We start from the raw sequence: 15,906 nt of genomic DNA, 5'->3' as shown, positions 1-15,906 counted from the left end.
CACAACGGTTGTGCGATTGTCCCCGCGTGGCATTGTGCCGGGGCGTCCGGGGCAAGTAGGTTGTCCTGGAATCGGTTCCTCAACGCTGCGGATTCTCCGCCGACCGAGGTCCGGAACACCCTGGAAGAGGAGAAAACACATGGCTCTGTCACAGCGATACCGCCTGCTTGCTCCCCTCGCCCTGGTCGGCGCGACTGCGATCGCCCTGACCGGATGCGCGGAGGCCACCCCCGGTGAGGGAGGTGGCGACGGCGACGTGAAGGGCGCGACGGTCCGCATCTCCGGTGGCATCACCGGCACCGAGGCGGACGACCTCAACGAGAGCTTCGCAGCCTTCGAGAAGGACACCGGCATCAAGGTCGAGTACACCGGAGACAAGAGCTTCGAGGGCAACATCGTCACGAAGGTGACCGGCGGCGACGCACCCGACATCGCCATCGTGCCGCAGCCCGGTCTGCTCAAGACGCTCGTCGAGACCGGCAAGGTCTCCGAGGCTCCGGAGAGCGTCTCGAAGGCGGTCGACGAGAACTGGTCGAAGGACTGGAAGGACTACGGCACGTTCGACGACACCTTCTACGCGGCGCCGATGCTCGCGAACCTGAAGGGCTACATCTGGTACTCGCCGGCGAAGTTCAAGGAGTGGGGTGTCGAGGTCCCCAAGACATGGGACGAGATGATCGCCCTCACCGACACCATCAAGGAGAAGTCGGGCCAGGCGCCCTGGTGCGCCGGTTTCGCCTCGGGTGACGCCTCCGGCTGGCCGGGCACCGACTGGATCGAGGACCTCGTGCTTCGCCAGTCCGGCCCCGAGGTCTACGACGACTGGGTGGCGGGAGACGTGAAGTTCACCGACCCCGAGATCAAGGACGCCTTCGACGCTGTCGGCTCGATCCTGCTGAACCCGGACTACGTGAACGCCGGCTTCGGTGACGTGAAGAGCATCAACTCGACCGCGTTCGCGGATGTCGCGGCGAAGGTCGCCGACGGCAGCTGCGCGCTGACGCACCAGGCCTCGTTCCTCTCCGCCAACTTCCTCGACGTGAAGAACGCCGCGGGCGAGACCCCCGAGGTCGGGCCGGAGGGCGACGTCTACGCCTTCATCACCCCGGGCATCACCGAGGGTGAGCTGCAGGTCGAAGGTGGCGGCGAGTTCGTCGCGGCCTTCAACGACGACGCGGCCACGGTGAAGGTGCTCGAGTTCATGGCGTCGCCGGAGTTCGCGGACGCACGCGTCGAGCTCGGCGGTGTGATCTCGGCGAACAAGAAGGCCGACGCCAGCCTGGCCAGCAGCGAGTTCCTCCAGGAGGCCATGGGCATCCTGCAGGATGACGCGACCGTCTTCCGCTTCGACGCGTCCGACCTCATGCCGTCCACGGTCGGCTCGGGCTCGTTCTGGAAGGGCATGGTCGACTGGATCGACGGCAAGGACACCGAACAGGTGCTCAGCGACATCCAGGCAGGTTACGAGAACTAGTCGGTCGCGCTGGTCTGAGCGCAATCCGCTGGTGAAGGCGGGGTCGGGCAGCGATGCCCGACCCCGCATCCGCACTCAGAAGGGGATCCCATGTCACTGCTGACAGTCGACGAGAAGGACACGGCGGAACTGCCGAAGACGACGCACGGAGTGGACGCCAGAGGGCGCCGGATCACGCAGATCGTGGTCGTCGCCGGCTTCGTCGTCATCGCCGCGATGCTGTTCCTGCTCATCATCTCGGCTCCGGTCGAGGACCCGGCCCGCATCGCGCTGGGCCCGGTCTCGCTGAACAACTTCTTCCTATGGCTGGGCGGGTTGCATCCGCTGCTGCAGATCCCCGCCGTTCTGCTCGTGTTCGGGGTCGTCGTCGGCATCGTCCTGGTGCTCATCGAATTCGCCCCGCGCCCGGGCCGGGGCTATTTCATCATGCGGCTCGTCGCATGCCTGGTCATCCCCGTGCTCGCGCTGCTGCTGCTGCGGCCGTACTCGAACGCCGTGCTCTACGTCGTCGCGATCGCGCTGCTCTCGGGCGCTCTGCTCTTCTTCGCCGACTACCGCTCACGGCAGGGCGCCGGTTACCTGTTCCAGCTGATCCTCTTCATGGCGCCGGCGGCGATCATGCTGCTGCTGGGACTCATCTACCCGGCTGTCGCGACCTTCGCGAAGTCGTTCTTCGACAAGTCGGGTACGGAGTTCGTCGGGCTCGAGAACTACATCTGGGTGTTCACCAACCCCGTCGGCACCTGGTCGGTGGTGAACACGCTGATCTGGGCGCTGCTCGCCCCCACGATCTCGGTCGCCTTCGGCCTCGCCTACGCCGTCTTCATCGACCGCGCGCGCGGCGAGAAGGTTCTGAAGGTGCTCGTCTTCATGCCGGTCGCCATCTCGTTCGTCGGCGCGGGCATCATCTGGAAGTTCATGTACGACTACCGTCAGGGAGACCAGCTGGGTCTGCTGAACGCGGTCGTCACGATGTTCGGCGGCGACCCGGTGAACTGGCTGGCGGTCAAGCCGCTGATCAACACCTTCATGCTGCTGATCGTCTTCATCTGGACGCAGACGGGCTTCGCGATGGTGATCCTCTCCGCGGCGATCAAGGCCGTCCCGGCCGAGCAGCTGGAGGCCGCCGAGCTCGACGGCACGAATGCGTGGCAGCGGTTCTGGAACGTCACGGTCCCCGGCATCCGCTCTTCGCTGATCGTCGTGCTCACGACGATCACGATCATGTCGCTGAAGGTGTACGACATCGTGGCGGTGATGACGGGCGGCCGCGACGACACCACCGTGCTCGGTTTCGAGATGGTCAATCAGCAGCAGCGGTTCCAGAGCTACGGGCACTCGTCGGCGCTCGCCGTCGTGCTGTTCATCTTCGTGCTGCCCCTGATCATCTACAACGCCCGTTCGCTGACCAAGCAGAGGGAGATCCGCTGATGAGCGCCACAGAAGCCATCGTCCGCGACACGCGCACCAAGCGCCAGGTCGCTCGCGACACCCGCCGCAACGAGGCGATCGCCCACAAGAAGCTCACCTCGAAGGGCGCCACGATCGCCGCGGTGATCATCGCGGTGTTCTGGACGATTCCGACCTTCGGTCTCTTCGTCACCTCATTCCGGCCGGGCGCCGACACGCAGTCGACCGGATGGTGGACCGCCTTCACGAACCCCGAGTTCACCCTCGAGAACTACGCTGAGGCGCTCACCGCCGGCGGCACCTCGACCACGCTCGCCACCGCGTTCATCAACTCGCTGGCGATCACCATCCCGGCGACCGTGTTCCCGATCGTGATCGCCGCGCTCGCCGCATACGCGTTCGCGTGGATCGACTTCAAGGGCCGCAACCTGCTGTTCGTCTTCGTGTTCGCCCTGCAGATCGTGCCCCTGCAGATGGCCCTGGTGCCGCTGCTGAGCCTGTTCTCCGAGGGCCTCACGATCAACGACGTGATGGTCTTCCCCGGGCTCACGCTCAACGACGTCGAGTTCAGCTTCGCCCGAGTGTGGATCGCGCACGCGATCTTCGCCCTGCCGCTGGCGACGTTCATGCTGCACAACTTCATCGCCGAGATCCCCGGCGACATCGTCGAGGCCGCGCGGGTCGACGGTGCCGGTCACGGACAGGTGTTCTTCCGCATCATCCTGCCCCTGGCGATGCCCGCCATCGCCTCGTTCGGCATCTTCCAGTTCCTCTGGGTGTGGAACGATCTGCTGGTCGCGACGATCTTCGCCTCGCCCGGCGCGCTGCCGATCACCCAGGCGCTGAACTCGCTGTCGGGCACGTGGGGCAACCGCTGGTTCCTGCAGTCGGCGGGAACGTTCATCTCGATCATCGTTCCGCTGATCGTGTTCTTCGCCCTGCAGCGGTTCTTCGTGCGCGGCCTGCTGGCCGGAGCGACGAAGGGCTGACGCGGGCCCGCCTCAGCCGAGCAGCACGAGAAGGACGTGCGACGGCTGATCGGCCTCGAGCTCGTGCAGCACCCCGGCGGAGACGGTGATCGTCCCGCCGGGGGAGAGCACGTGCTCGGTCCCGTCCACCCGGAAGCGGATGCCGCCTGCGACCACCTGCACGAGGATCTGCGACGGTGCGCGATGCTCGCGCATCGTCGCGCCGGCGTCCATCGCGAGCATCCGGATCTTGAACCCGTCGCCGTCGAGGACGCGATGCGGGCGGACGCGGCCCGGCTCGATGGGGTGGGCCTGGACGAGCTCGGCGGCGGAAGCGCCGAGAAGGACGAAGGGATCAGTGCTCATAGCCGCAGGCTAGCGCGGTCGCGGGGCAGAATGGGACGATGACAAGACGAGCCCTGCTGATCTCCGGAAGTGCGATGCTCACCCTCGCCGCCCTGCTGGGGGTGCTCGTCGTGCTGCTGCCTCGGGGCGCGACGATCGGTCTCGACGTGTTCTGGAACGGCCTCATGTCGCAGGTGAGACAGGACTGGATGCTGTCGGCCGCCTACCTGCTGAACTGGATCGGCGGAGGCTGGGTGGCCATCGTGCTCGTGCCGCTGCTGATCGTGCTGCTGCTGGTTCTGCTGCGACGATGGCGCGGAGCGGTGTTCGCGGCGATCGCGTTCGTGGTCAGCGCGGGACTCACCCAGCTGCTGAAGGAGATCTTCGCCAGGGCGCGACCAGACGACATGCTGGTCACCTCGGATTTCGGCTCGTTCCCGTCGGGGCACACCTCGAACGCCGCCACGATCGCCGTGGTCCTCTGGCTGGTCTTCCCTCGCGTCTGGGTGGCGATCATCGGCGCGGTCTGGGTCGTGGCGATGGCGCTGTCGCGCACGCTGCTCGCCGTGCACTGGTTCACCGACACCGTGGGCGGTGCGCTGGTCGGCGCATCGGCTGCGCTTCTCGTCGGCGCGTTCGTGCTGAGCTGGGCGTCACTGGGCTGGACACCCGCATCATCCGCTTCGAGGAGTTCCCGTGACGACGATCCGCCCGTACCGTGACGCCGATCGAGACGCGCTCTACGACATCTGCGTGAAGACCGCGGATGCCGGTGGCGACGCGACCGGCATCTTCACCGACGATCGGCTGTGGGGCGATGTCTTCGCCGTGCCGTACGCCGTGCGGCATCCCGACCTCGCGTGGATGGTCGAGTCGCCGGACGGCCGGACGGTCGGGTACATCGTCGCCACTGACGACACGGACGCCTTCGAGCGGTGGTTCCGCGACGAGTGGTGGCCGTCGAAGCAGAGCGCGTACCCCCTCTCGGGATCAGCCGTGCCCACCCGTCAGGACGGCATCATCGGCTACGCCGGTCGTCGTGCTCCCGGCGGGGAGAAGCACGCGGCCGAGTATCCCGCGCACCTTCACATCGATCTGCTGCCCGAGACGCAGGGGCAGGGGCTCGGCCGCCGGCTGATCGAGACGCTCTTCGCCGAGCTCGGGCGCCGCGGCGTGCGCGGCCTGCACCTGGGCATGAATCCGACGAACACGGGCGCCGGCGTCTTCTACGAGCGTCTCGGCATGCACCGACTGCACTCGGGTCACGACACGACCATGTACGGCGTGCGCTTCGTCTGAGCGGTCGGCGCTGGTCCGACGCGACGCGCGCGATCGGATAGGATGAACAGGTTGTTTCCTGGTGACGTGTCCGAGCGGCCGAAGGAGCACGCTTGGAAAGCGTGTGTTGTGCAAGCAACCGCGGGTTCGAATCCCGCCGTCACCGCCGAAGTCCCGAGGGCCCGCACGAAGTGCGGGCCCTCGGGACTTTTCCGTAGAATCTCCTGGTGCCCACCCCCAAGATCGTGCTGTTCTACGCGTTCGCGCCGCTCGCGGACCCGCAGGCGATCCGCCTCTGGCAGCGGGACCTGTGCGAGGCGCTCGCGCTTCGCGGGCGCATCATCATCTCCGAGCACGGCATCAACGGCACGCTCGGCGGCGATCTGCCGGCGGTGAAGAGATGGGTGCGGCGCTTCCGCCAGCATCCGGCGTTCGCGGATGCCGACATCAAGTGGAGCGAGGGCACGGCGATCGACGCCGACGGCTACAGCGTCGACTTCCCCAAGCTGAGCGTGAAAGTGCGCGACGAGATCGTCTCGTTCGGCGCGCCCGACGAGCTGCGCGTCGATGAGCACGGTGTCGTGGGCGGCGGAGCCAGGCTCGACCCCGACCAGCTGCACCGCCTGATCGCCGAGCGCGGCGACGAGGTCGTCTTCTTCGACGGCCGCAACGCGCTCGAGGCCGAGATCGGCCGGTTCAGGAACGCGGTGGTGCCCGACACCGACACCACGCGCGACTTCGTCCGCCTGCTCGACGAGGGGGCGTACGACGACCTGAAGGGCAGGCCCGTCGTCACCTACTGCACCGGCGGCATCCGATGCGAGGTGCTGTCGAGTCTGATGCTCTCGCGCGGCTTCGGCGAGGTGTACCAGCTCGACGGAGGCATCGTCCGCTACGGCGAGAAGTACGGTGACGACGGACTGTGGGAGGGATCGCTTTACGTCTTCGACGGGCGCGGATCGGTCGAGTTCAGCGACCACGCCGCGGTCATCGGCACGTGCGCCGGGTGCGGAGCGGCGACCAGTCGCACCGCGAACTGCCCCGACGCATCGTGCCGCCGGCAGTTCGTCGTGTGCGCCGAGTGCGCGGCCGTGCCGTGCGAGGAGCACACGTCGGCCGCGACCGCCTGAGCCCGCTCAGCGGCGCAGCAGCGACGCGGGCAGCAGCCTGGCGAGCAGGCGGCGACGCCCGCTGACGCCCGCCTCCAGGTCGCGGAGCACCCGACGCAGGGACGCGTCGAGCTCTCCTCCCGCAGGGCCGCCCTCGGCATAGCTGCGGCGTTCGACGGCCGTCACGAGCTCGCGCAGCGCGCCGGCGTCCACCCCGTGCGCCGCGGCGAGCGACTGCGCCCGCGTGCGCGCGGTCTCGGAGGCGTGCAGCGGCAGTCTCAGGTCGGCCATGGTGTCGGACACCTCCCGCCAGGCGGCGATGGCGTCGCCCGCCGCGGCGCGGCGGATCCGCAGCATCCGGCGCACTGCGCGCACGAGAGCGGGCAGCAGCAGCACGACCAGCGCGCCGGCGACGATCAGCGCCACCGGGGTGGGGTCGAGCTGGCCCAGGGCCCCGTCGCCACCGGCGCCGGCGTCCTCGTCGCTGCGGTCGGGCCCGCCGGTCGGCGCCGTCGACGGCACCGCGGTCGGCGCGGCGGACGCGGTCGGTGCCGCCTCGCCGCCGTCGCCGCCTGCTCCCGCGTCGGAGGTGAAGTCGGTCGGCGTCCCGAGCGTCGCCGTCGGCTCGAACGGCACCCAGCCGACGCCCCGGAAGTACACCTCGGGCCAGGAGTGCAGCTTGTCGCTCGTGACGGAGTACACGCGCTGCTCGCCGCGCTTCTCGTCGGTCGACGTGCCGGGCAGATAGCCGACCACGATGCGCACGGGCATGTCGAGGGTCTGAGCCATCAGGGCGAAGGCGCCGGCGAAGTGGATGCAGTATCCGCTGCGCACATCGAGGAAGGTGGCCACCGCGTCGGCCCCGGTGCCGTCGAAGCCGTCTTCGACCGGTGCGTCGAGGGAGTACTCGAACTCCGAGCGGAACCAGTCCTGCAGAGCCAGCAGCCGGTCGTAGTCCGTGTCGGCACCGGCGGTGACCTCGCGCGCGAGGTCACCGATGATCTCCGGAAGATCGTTCGCCGGCGCTGCGACGAGGCCGGATCCGCCGGTCGAGCTCGCCCGGATCTGCTCGAGGCTCGGTGCCGGGGTCGCCATCTGCACGGTGTAGTCGGCGCCCGCGGCGTCCTGCGTCGCGCTGACCACGGTGCGGTTCAGCGGCATCGCCTGCCAGCCCCGCGGCAGGCCGCTGATCGCTTCGGCAGCGTATGGCACGGGGAGCCGGGAACTCGAGATCCCCACCACCCGGATCGAGACCTCGTGCTCGACCGTCTCGATGTCGTCGCGCCACGGGCGGTCGCCGAAGCCGTCCTCCACCGGGTTACGGTCGGAGCGGTCAGGCCGCCACACCTCGCCGTCGAACCTCGACAGCGTCGCCAGCCTGAGATACGGAGGGGCGGCGGCCGAGGTGACGAGGGTGAGGGCTCTCGTCTCGTCGGGGCGACGCAGGTCGTCGCCCAGTCGCAGGTCGGCGTTGATCGTCGACAGCCGCCCGTTCCCCCCGCCGGCCTCGCTCAACGGCAGCGCGGGGGAGACGAAGACGGTGGCGGCGATCGCGGTCGCGCCGATGAGGCCCGCGGCGACGAGGGGAGAATGCCGCACGGCGTCTGGGTCGTGCCTGGCGCCGAAGCGCAGGACGATCAGGATCATCACCGCCTGCAGCACGAACCACACCAGGTTCACCGATCCGAAGGTCAGCAGCATCGGCACGGCGCCCACGACCGAGGTGAAGAGCACGGTGAGCACGACCAGCCGGTGAGCCAGCAGATGATCGACGAGCAGGGCGACCATCGCGAAGGCGAGCCCCATCGCCGTGGTCATCGAGACGGTCGAGTCGATCGGGGCGACCCCGTTCGAGATCTCGTCCACCGCACGCTGCAGACGCAGACCGGTCAGCTCCACACTCGCCTCGGTGGGCACGAGACCGAACTCGGCGGTCTCGCTCGCCAGCAGGCTCGTCAGCGCGAGGGTGAGGGCGACCAGCTGCAGCAGCAGAGCGAGCAGAGACCGGATGCCGTCCTGCAGCCCGCCGAGGAGCCGCCTTGCCACCATGCCCGCGGCGGCGACCGTGGCGACGATCACCAAGACCGCGAACGTCCACCCTCCGGGCGCGATGACCGCGGTGTACGGCCACATCGCGACGAGGGTCGCGACCACGGCCAGCATCCCCGGCCCGACGACGCCGGGCCGCGACGTGGCGCTCACGGGCTCAGTCATGCGCCGCCTTCGCTTGGGGGAGCGCCGCTTCCCACACGTCGGCCGGGTTCGCCGTCGGGGGCAGCGCGGCGACGTTCCAGCCGCGATCGGCGGCGACCGCGAGGGCATCGGCGCGAGCGCCGGCTGCGATCAGCATCGGGGCCGAGGCGCCCGCGGTGCTCAGACGCGCGGCAGCGTCGGGGTCGATCGCCCCGGTGACGACCACCAGCGGGCCGGGCGGTGTGCCGCCGACGATCGTGCGCAGGTCGCGCGAGTCCCCGCGGGGTGTCACGGTCGCCAGGGCGACCAGCAGACCGTCCCGGTCGTCCTCGTGCCCGCGCAGCGCCCCGAGCAGCGAACCGGCGCTGTCGAAGACGTCGACGCTGTAGCCGTCCTGCGCGAAGCGCAGCGCGGCCGACGCACACAGCGACACCGCAGCCTCGAAGGCGGGGTCGACGGCGCCGCCCGCGCTCTGCCAGCGCGATGCGGCGCGGTCGAGCACGACGACGGCATCCGGACTCGCCTCTTCCTCCTCCTGCCGGACCATCAGCGACCCGCGATGCGCGGTGGCGCGCCAGTGGATCCGCCGCCGTGAGTCGCCCGACAGGTACGCACGTGGGATCAGGTTGTCGGCTCCCTGCCCGACGCGCGTCGAGCGGGCCTGCGCCGCGCCGCCCGCCGCGCCCAGCTTGGTCGGCAGCGGGGCGAGCGCGACCACCTGAGGCACGACCGTGATCATCCTCGTCTCCCCGAAGGCCTGCACCCGCTGCGCGAGGCCGAACGGGTCGACGGTGCGCAGCAGCAGCGGGCCGAGCGTCGCCGTGCCGCGACGAACCCCCTCCAGGTCGTAGTGCAGCAGTCGGGTCTCGCCGGGATACTCACCGGTGGCATCGCCTCGCACCGCCTCGGGGAGGGTGTCGCTCCAGCGGCCGCGCGGGATGCCGGGAGCGTACAGCTCGAAACGCACGGTGACCCGCGACGTCTCGCCGACGGCGAGGAGGTCGGTGGAGATCTGCCGCCACACCTCGCCACGTCTCCGCGGCGCGCGCACGGCGAGCAGCGCGATGAGCGGGAGCACGATGAGCAGCACGCCGACGTAGAGCAGCGCGCGGGCGGCGAGGATGTTCGCGGCAGCGCACAGCACCACCCCGAGCAGCAGGCACGCTGCTCCTCGAGCGGTCAGCGGACGGGCGCGCATGATGCGCTCAGACGCGCGCCGCGAACGGCACGGGCACGCGCGCGACGATCTGACGCAGAGCCGCCTCGACCGGCTGTGCACCGGCTCGGTGCACACCGCGCGCCGCCAGCAGGCGATGCGCGAAGACCGGGATGACCAGGTCTGCCAGGTCGTCGGGCACCACGTAGTCGCGGCCGTCGAGCGCGGCGACCACCTTCGCCGCGCGCACCAGCTGCAGGGTCGCCCGCGGGCTCGCGCCGAGATGCAGACTCGGATCCTGCCGGGTGGCCTGAGCGAGCGCGACGGCGTACTCCTCGAGCGACGCGGCGACGTGCACGCGACGCGCCCACGAGATCAGCGCGCGCACCGTCGCGGCGTCCGCGACGGGCTCGATGGCCGAGAGCGGGTTGGCGGTGTCGCGCTGACGGAGCATGAGCGCCTCGGCGGCGGCATCCGGATACCCCATCGAGATGCGCATCATGAACCGGTCGCGCTGCGCCTCGGGGAGCGGATACGTGCCCTCCATCTCGAGGGGGTTCTGCGTCGCCACCACCAGGAACGGATCGGGGAGCGGATGCGTGTCGCCGTCGACCGTGACCTGATGCTCCTCCATCGCCTCGAGCAGCGCCGACTGGGTCTTCGGCGAGGCGCGGTTGATCTCGTCGGCGATCACGATGTGCGCGAAGATCGCGCCCCGCTTGAACTCGAACTCCCGCTCCACCGGGTCGTACACCGCGACGCCGGTGACGTCGCCAGGCAGCAGGTCTGGGGTGAACTGGATGCGGCGCACCGTGGCGTCGACGCTCGCCGCCAGGGCGCGGGCGAGCATCGTCTTGCCCACACCGGGAACGTCTTCGATGAGCAGGTGCCCCTCGGCCAGCAGGCAGACGAGGGCGTTGCGCACGGCATCCGCCTTGCCGTCGATCACCGACGCGACCGAGGCGACGATGCCCGATGTGTGCAGGCTGAACTGCTCGGCGGTGAGCGGTGCGTTCTCGTGCATGCGGGCCCTCTCGTGCGCGACGGTGCGTCTGATGATCGTAACGCCGTCCGTCCGACGCGGTCGCGGACCAGGGCACGGCCGTGCCGTCGGCCTGCTGTCCGAGCGTCCGTCATCGTTCGGGTAGACTGGTCGACGGCTCTCCGCGTGACGGCATCCAGGCCAATCCCCCAGGACGGAAACGTAGCAAGGGCAACCGGGCTCTGTCGGGTGCGCGGAGGGTCTTTTCTCTTCTCCGAGTGACGGCGTCGCGACGCCGCGGCCCTCGGCTCTCTCACCGGATGCCCTGCGAGGATCGACCCGTGACCGCCCCCGCCGCCTCCGTCCCGCGCTCCTCATCAGCAGGACGCTTCCTCGCGCCGGTGGCGCTGCTCGCCCTGATGTGGGCGATCCAGCCGCTCGACGCCGTGCTGCCGGGATCGTTCACCGGCTGGGGACTGCGCTCGTGGGACCCCGCCAGCCTTCCCGGCCTCGTGCTCGGCCCGCTGCTGCACGCCGGCTGGGCGCATCTGATCAGCAACTCGCTGCCCCTGCTCGTGCTCGGCTGTCTGGTGGCGGTGGAAGGCGCGAAGCGCTTCTGGGCGGTGACGGGCATCATCGCCGTGGTGGGCGGCGCGGGAACCTGGCTGCTGAACGCCCCCGGAACCCTCACCGTCGGCGCGTCCGTGCTCGTGTTCGGATACTTCGGCTACACCGTGCTGCGCGTGTTCGCGCCCGGTCGTGTGTCGCATCGCATCGCCTACGCGGCGATCGCCGTCATCGTCATCGTGCTGTACGGCACGACCGTGCTCACCGGCATCTTCGGCGCCGGGGCGGGGGTGTCGTGGCAGGCGCATCTGTTCGGGGCGATCGGCGGCGGCATCGCCGCGCTGGCCGCGCGACGTCCCGCTCGGGGCGCCCTCGCACGCGGGGGATCGTGAGCGCTCGCCGCGGATCTCGCACGGGCCGATCTCGGGCGCGCGCACAGCGCCGGCACGGGCTCAGAGTGGCGGCGGTGACCGCGGTGGTAACGCTTCTGGCATCCGGTGCTCTCGCGATTCTCGCCCTCATCACCGCTCCGCGTGCCGAGGGCTACTGCCTCGATGATCCTGCGGCGTACCCGGCATTCGGAGTGAGCGGGTGGCGGGGCGAGCAGCTCGAGAACGCGGCGATCGTCGTGCGCACCGCGCGCGAGCTCGGGTTCGCTCGCGACGGTCAGGTCATCGGCGTCATGGCGGCGATGGGAGAGAGCTCGCTGCGCAACCTCGATCACGGCGACTGGGAGACGTCCGGGGTGGTCAACCCCGACGGCAGCCGCACCTCGAGCATCGGGCTGTTCCAGCAGCAGGACTGGTGGGGGAGCGTCGCGGAGCGGATGGATCCGGCCTCCGCGTCGTCGATGTTCTTCACCCGTCTCAGGCGCGTGCCCGACTGGCAGAGCCTCGAGCCGACGCACGCCATCAACCGGGTGCAGATCAACTCCGACCCCGAGCACTACGCCCGATTCGCGGACGACGCCGCCGCGGTGGTGGATGCCCTGTCCGGGCCGTGCGCGGCGGGCTGAGCCCCGGGATGCTGCCCCTCACCGCCGCGCCTCCCGCCGGTCACTAGGCTGGGCACGTGGCACGGAGCATCTACATCACGTCTGCCGAAGGACACACGGGCAAGTCGACGATCGCGCTCGGCGTGCTCGACGCGGTGATGCGCGTCTCGCCCCGTGTCGGCGTGTTCCGGCCCATCATCCGCTCCGCCGATGAACGCGACACGGTCCTCGAGCTGCTGCTGGCCCACGACGGCGTGCACCTCGAATACGACGACTGCATCGGCGTGACCTACGACGACGTGCGCCACGACCCGGATGCGGCCCTCGGCACGATCGTCGCGCGTTTCAAGGCTGTCGAGGCGCAGTGCGACGCGGTCATCGTGGTCGGCAGCGACTACACCGACGTCGCCGGACCTGCCGAGCTCGGCTACAACGCGAGGATCGCCGCCAACCTCGGTGTGCCCGTGATGCTCGTCCTGTCGGGGCGCGACAGTCAGAACCAGGCAGAGCAGCTGGGCACGACCACCGCACGCACCCCCGAGCAGGTGCAGCAGATCGCCGCGCTCGCGATCGCCGAGCTCGCGGCCGAGCGGGCGGAGCTCTTCGCGCTCGTCGTCAACCGTGCCGAGTCCGACCTGCTCGGTCGGATCATCGAGCTGGTCGAGGACGGTCGCACCCCGGTGTGGGCCATCCCGGAAGAGCGCTCGCTCGTCGCCCCCTCCATGCGCGGGATCATGCGCGCCGTCGACGGTCGACTCGTCCGCGGCGGCGACGAGCTGCTCGAGCGCGAGGCGTACAGCATCGTGATCGCGGGCATGTCCATGGTCAACGTGCTGCCCCGCCTGACCGAGGGCTCGGTCGTGGTGATCGCCGCTGATCGCACCGAGACGCTGCTCGCCACGGTGCTCGCCGCGACATCCGGCACCTTCCCCGACCTGGCGGGCATCGTGCTGAACGGGCCGTTCGAGCTGCCCGAGCCGATCCTGCAGCTGATCGACGGATTCGAGCTGGTCGTGCCGATCATCGCGACCGACCTGGGCACCTTCGACACCGCCGTGCGCATCATGGGCTCCCGCGGCCGGATGAGTCCGGAGTCCGCGCAGCGCTACCAGACCGCGCTGGAGCTGTTCCAGAAGCACATCGACATCTCCGAGCTGACCGAGCAGATGGGCCTCGCCGAATCCACGGTGGTCACTCCGCTGATGTTCCAGTACGGGCTGATCGAGCGGGCGCGCAGCGAGCGCAAGCGGATCGTCCTCCCCGAGGGAACGGACGATCGGATCCTGCGGGCGGCAGCCATCCTGCTCGCCCGCGAGGTGGCGGATCTCACCATCCTCGGCGACGAGGCGGGCATCCGCGCCCGCGCCGCGGCGCTCGGGCTCGACATCTCCGCCGCACAGGTGCTCAGCCCGAACGACCCGGCGCTCGTGCAGCGGTTCGCGCAGGAGTACGCGCGGCTGCGCGCGCACAAGGGCATCACCCTGCAGCAGGCAGCCGACACCGTCACCGACGTGTCGTACTTCGGCACCATGATGGTGCACCTCGGGCTCGCCGACGGGATGGTCTCTGGCGCCGCGCACACCACGGCGCACACCATCCGCCCCTCCTTCGAGATCATCAAGACCAAGCCCGGGGTCGAGGTCGTGTCGAGCGTCTTCCTGATGGCACTCGCCGATCGGGTTCTCGTGTACGGCGACTGCGCCGTGATCCCCGACCCCACGAGCACCCAGCTGGCCGACATCGCCATCTCATCTGCGGCGACCGCCCGACGCTTCGGCATCGACCCGCGCGTCGCGATGCTCTCGTACTCCACGGGCGAGTCCGGCTCCGGAGCCGATGTCGAGAAGGTGCGCGCGGCCACGGCCCTGGTGCGCGAGCGCGACCCCCTGCTGCCCGTCGAAGGGCCGATCCAGTACGACGCAGCGGCCGATGCCGCCGTCGCCAAGGCCAAGCTGCCCGGATCCGAGGTCGCCGGACGAGCCACCGTGTTCGTCTTCCCCGACCTCAACACCGGCAACAACACCTACAAGGCCGTGCAGCGCTCGGCCGGCGCGGTGGCGATCGGGCCGGTGCTGCAGGGGCTGAACAAGCCGATCAACGACCTGTCGCGCGGCGCGCTGGTCGACGACATCGTCAACACCGTCGCGATCACAGCGATCCAGGCACAGGGAGAACCGGCATGAGCGTCGTGCTCGTCATCAACAGCGGCTCCTCGTCGCTGAAGTACAGCCTGATCGATCCGTCCCGTGAGCTCGAGCTGGGCAGCGGCCTCATCGAGCGCATCGGACAGGGCACCGGCGTCGTCAGTCACATCGCGCGAATGACCGCCGAGCCCGGAGAGCCGGCGCCGACGATCCTCGACGTGCGTCATTCGCAAGAGCGGCCGATCGCCGATCATCACGAGGCGTTCGCCGTCATGCTCGCCCAGTTCGCCGAGCACGGACCCGACCTCGGCGAGCATCCGCCCGTCGCCGTGGGGCACCGTGTGGTGCACGGCGGAGCGCGGTTCTTCGAGCCGACCGTGATCACCTCTCTGGTCGAGATCAACATCGGCGACCTCAGCGTTCTGGCCCCGCTGCACAACCCGGCGAACCTGGCCGGCATCCGGGCGGCCCGTGCGGCCTTCCGGGACGTGCCGCATGTGGCCGTGTTCGACACGGCGTTCCACCAGACCCTCCCGCCGGCGGCGTACACGTACGCGCTGGATGCCGCCACCGCAGACGAGCACCGCATCCGCCGCTACGGATTCCACGGCACCAGCCACAAGTACGTCTCCGAGGCCGCCGCATCGTTCCTGGGGCGCGACCTCGCGCAGCTGCGCCAGATCGTGCTGCACCTTGGCAACGGGGCATCCATGACCGCCGTCGACGGTGGTCGCTCGGTCGAGACGTCGATGGGCTTCACCCCGCTCGAAGGTCTGGTGATGGGCACCCGCACCGGCGACATCGACCCGGCGGCGCTGTTCCATCTGTCCCGCCGGGCCGGGCTCAGCACCGACGAGCTGGACGAGCTGCTCAACAAGCGCAGCGGGCTGCTCGGCCTCGCGGGCCGCAGCGACATGCGCGACATCCTCGCCGGGCGCGCCGCGGGGGAGGAGCAGGCGACGCTGGCGTACGACGTGTACGTGCATCGGCTCCGCGCCTACCTCGGCGCCTACGTCGCGCAGCTGGGCGGGGTGGATGTCATCGTCTTCACCGCCGGCGTCGGCGAGAACGCGGTCGACGTGCGGGCGGACGCACTCGCCACCTTCGGCTTCCTCGGTGTGAAGGTCGACGCGGAGCGCAACGGATCGCGCGGGCGCGGCATCCGGCGCATCTCGTCCGACGACTCCGCCGTCGAGGTCCTCGTCGTGCCCACCGACGAGGAGCTCGAGATCGCCCGTCAGACGCTGTCCGCCATCTGACGGTCGCACGCGCCGCATCCGCTGTCT

Annotated in this window: 14 protein-coding genes, 1 tRNA gene and 1 other RNA gene; 12 read left to right on the top strand and 4 right to left on the bottom strand. The window is 69.8% G+C overall.

Annotation, left to right across the window (positions count from 1 at the left end; genetic code table 11):
• Positions 1-139: 139 nt before the first annotated feature.
• The 3 genes from BFN01_RS09605 (at position 140) to BFN01_RS09595 (ending at position 3,873) form a co-directional block, all read left to right on the top strand.
• Entirely contained in the window at positions 140-1,474 is a 1,335-nt protein-coding gene (locus tag BFN01_RS09605) for an ABC transporter substrate-binding protein (RefSeq protein WP_071643793.1), read from the top strand.
• Positions 1,475-1,564: 90 nt separating this feature from the next.
• Positions 1,565-2,905, top strand: a complete 1,341-nt coding sequence (locus tag BFN01_RS09600; RefSeq protein WP_083428757.1) for a carbohydrate ABC transporter permease — start codon at positions 1,565-1,567, stop codon at positions 2,903-2,905.
• On the top strand, positions 2,905-3,873 hold the full coding sequence (locus BFN01_RS09595) for a carbohydrate ABC transporter permease (protein ID WP_071643791.1): 969 nt from the start codon (positions 2,905-2,907) through the stop codon (positions 3,871-3,873). The genes BFN01_RS09600 and BFN01_RS09595 overlap by 1 nt, the downstream gene beginning before the upstream one ends.
• Before the next feature lie 12 nt (positions 3,874-3,885).
• Here BFN01_RS09595 and BFN01_RS09590 read toward each other — a convergent pair whose 3' ends face one another.
• A complete protein-coding gene (locus tag BFN01_RS09590; protein ID WP_071643789.1) occupies positions 3,886-4,218 on the bottom strand; it encodes a cupin domain-containing protein in 333 nt (110 codons plus the stop codon).
• Between the two features lie 38 nt (positions 4,219-4,256).
• Here BFN01_RS09590 and BFN01_RS09585 point away from each other — a divergent pair, with 38 nt between their 5' ends.
• The 4 genes from BFN01_RS09585 (at position 4,257) to BFN01_RS09570 (ending at position 6,605) form a co-directional block, all read left to right on the top strand.
• On the top strand, positions 4,257-4,919 hold the full coding sequence (locus BFN01_RS09585; protein ID WP_071643787.1) for a phosphatase PAP2 family protein: 663 nt from the start codon (positions 4,257-4,259) through the stop codon (positions 4,917-4,919).
• Positions 4,894-5,496, top strand: a complete 603-nt coding sequence (locus BFN01_RS09580; RefSeq protein ID WP_071643785.1) for a GNAT family N-acetyltransferase — start codon at positions 4,894-4,896, stop codon at positions 5,494-5,496. Before BFN01_RS09585 ends, BFN01_RS09580 begins: the two co-directional genes overlap by 26 nt.
• A gap of 60 nt (positions 5,497-5,556) precedes the next feature.
• Positions 5,557-5,641 (top strand) — tRNA-Ser (locus BFN01_RS09575).
• A gap of 61 nt (positions 5,642-5,702) precedes the next feature.
• Positions 5,703-6,605 (top strand): rhodanese-related sulfurtransferase, encoded by a 903-nt coding sequence (locus tag BFN01_RS09570; protein WP_071643783.1) that lies wholly within the window; start codon positions 5,703-5,705, stop codon positions 6,603-6,605.
• A 6-nt stretch (positions 6,606-6,611) separates the two neighbouring features.
• Here the strand turns inward: BFN01_RS09570 and BFN01_RS09565 are convergent, their stop codons facing one another.
• From BFN01_RS09565 to BFN01_RS09555, 3 genes are read right to left on the bottom strand one after another with little or no spacing between them, the layout of a single operon-like run.
• Positions 6,612-8,798, bottom strand: a complete 2,187-nt coding sequence (locus tag BFN01_RS09565) for a DUF3488 and transglutaminase-like domain-containing protein (protein WP_071643781.1) — start codon at positions 8,796-8,798, stop codon at positions 6,612-6,614.
• Positions 8,791-9,975, bottom strand: coding sequence for a DUF58 domain-containing protein (locus BFN01_RS09560; RefSeq protein WP_071643779.1), 1,185 nt, complete (start codon positions 9,973-9,975; stop codon positions 8,791-8,793). The genes BFN01_RS09565 and BFN01_RS09560 overlap by 8 nt, the downstream gene beginning before the upstream one ends.
• A 7-nt stretch (positions 9,976-9,982) precedes the next feature.
• On the bottom strand, positions 9,983-10,957 hold the full coding sequence (locus tag BFN01_RS09555; protein ID WP_071643777.1) for a MoxR family ATPase: 975 nt from the start codon (positions 10,955-10,957) through the stop codon (positions 9,983-9,985).
• A gap of 131 nt (positions 10,958-11,088) precedes the next feature.
• Here BFN01_RS09555 and ffs point away from each other — a divergent pair.
• The 5 genes from ffs (at position 11,089) to BFN01_RS09530 (ending at position 15,879) form a co-directional block, all read left to right on the top strand.
• Positions 11,089-11,184, top strand: an RNA gene (gene ffs / locus BFN01_RS09550) — signal recognition particle sRNA small type.
• A 72-nt stretch (positions 11,185-11,256) separates the two neighbouring features.
• Positions 11,257-11,874, top strand: coding sequence for a rhomboid family intramembrane serine protease (locus BFN01_RS09545; RefSeq protein ID WP_256221103.1), 618 nt, complete (start codon positions 11,257-11,259; stop codon positions 11,872-11,874).
• A 74-nt stretch (positions 11,875-11,948) separates the two neighbouring features.
• Positions 11,949-12,497, top strand: a complete 549-nt coding sequence (locus BFN01_RS09540) for a hypothetical protein (protein WP_071643871.1) — start codon at positions 11,949-11,951, stop codon at positions 12,495-12,497.
• A 56-nt stretch (positions 12,498-12,553) separates the two neighbouring features.
• Positions 12,554-14,659, top strand: a complete 2,106-nt coding sequence (pta, locus tag BFN01_RS09535) for a phosphate acetyltransferase (RefSeq protein WP_071643775.1) — start codon at positions 12,554-12,556, stop codon at positions 14,657-14,659.
• Positions 14,656-15,879, top strand: a complete 1,224-nt coding sequence (locus BFN01_RS09530; RefSeq protein ID WP_071643773.1) for an acetate/propionate family kinase — start codon at positions 14,656-14,658, stop codon at positions 15,877-15,879. Before pta ends, BFN01_RS09530 begins: the two co-directional genes overlap by 4 nt.
• Positions 15,880-15,906: the final 27 nt, after the last annotated feature.

The sequence above is a fragment of the Microbacterium sp. AR7-10 genome (assembly GCF_001878835.1).
In the GTDB taxonomy this organism is placed as follows: Bacteria; Actinomycetota; Actinomycetes; order Actinomycetales; family Microbacteriaceae; genus Microbacterium; species Microbacterium commune.
Note: the sequence above shows the minus strand (reverse complement) of the source record. Positions and strands in the feature narration are given on the sequence as shown.

Excerpts from the sequence above, each read along its gene's own strand:
- BFN01_RS09605 (WP_071643793.1), top strand. The coding sequence starts at position 140 with ATGGCTCTGTCACAGCGATACCGCCTGCTTGCTCCCCTCGCCCTGGTC.
- BFN01_RS09600 (WP_083428757.1), top strand. The coding sequence starts at position 1,565 with ATGTCACTGCTGACAGTCGACGAGAAGGACACGGCGGAACTGCCGAAG.
- BFN01_RS09595 (WP_071643791.1), top strand. The coding sequence starts at position 2,905 with ATGAGCGCCACAGAAGCCATCGTCCGCGACACGCGCACCAAGCGCCAG.
- BFN01_RS09590 (WP_071643789.1), bottom strand. The coding sequence starts at position 4,218 with ATGAGCACTGATCCCTTCGTCCTTCTCGGCGCTTCCGCCGCCGAGCTC.
- BFN01_RS09585 (WP_071643787.1), top strand. The coding sequence starts at position 4,257 with ATGACAAGACGAGCCCTGCTGATCTCCGGAAGTGCGATGCTCACCCTC.
- BFN01_RS09565 (WP_071643781.1), bottom strand. The coding sequence starts at position 8,798 with ATGACTGAGCCCGTGAGCGCCACGTCGCGGCCCGGCGTCGTCGGGCCG.
- BFN01_RS09560 (WP_071643779.1), bottom strand. The coding sequence starts at position 9,975 with ATGCGCGCCCGTCCGCTGACCGCTCGAGGAGCAGCGTGCCTGCTGCTC.
- BFN01_RS09555 (WP_071643777.1), bottom strand. The coding sequence starts at position 10,957 with ATGCACGAGAACGCACCGCTCACCGCCGAGCAGTTCAGCCTGCACACA.
- BFN01_RS09530 (WP_071643773.1), top strand. The coding sequence starts at position 14,656 with ATGAGCGTCGTGCTCGTCATCAACAGCGGCTCCTCGTCGCTGAAGTAC.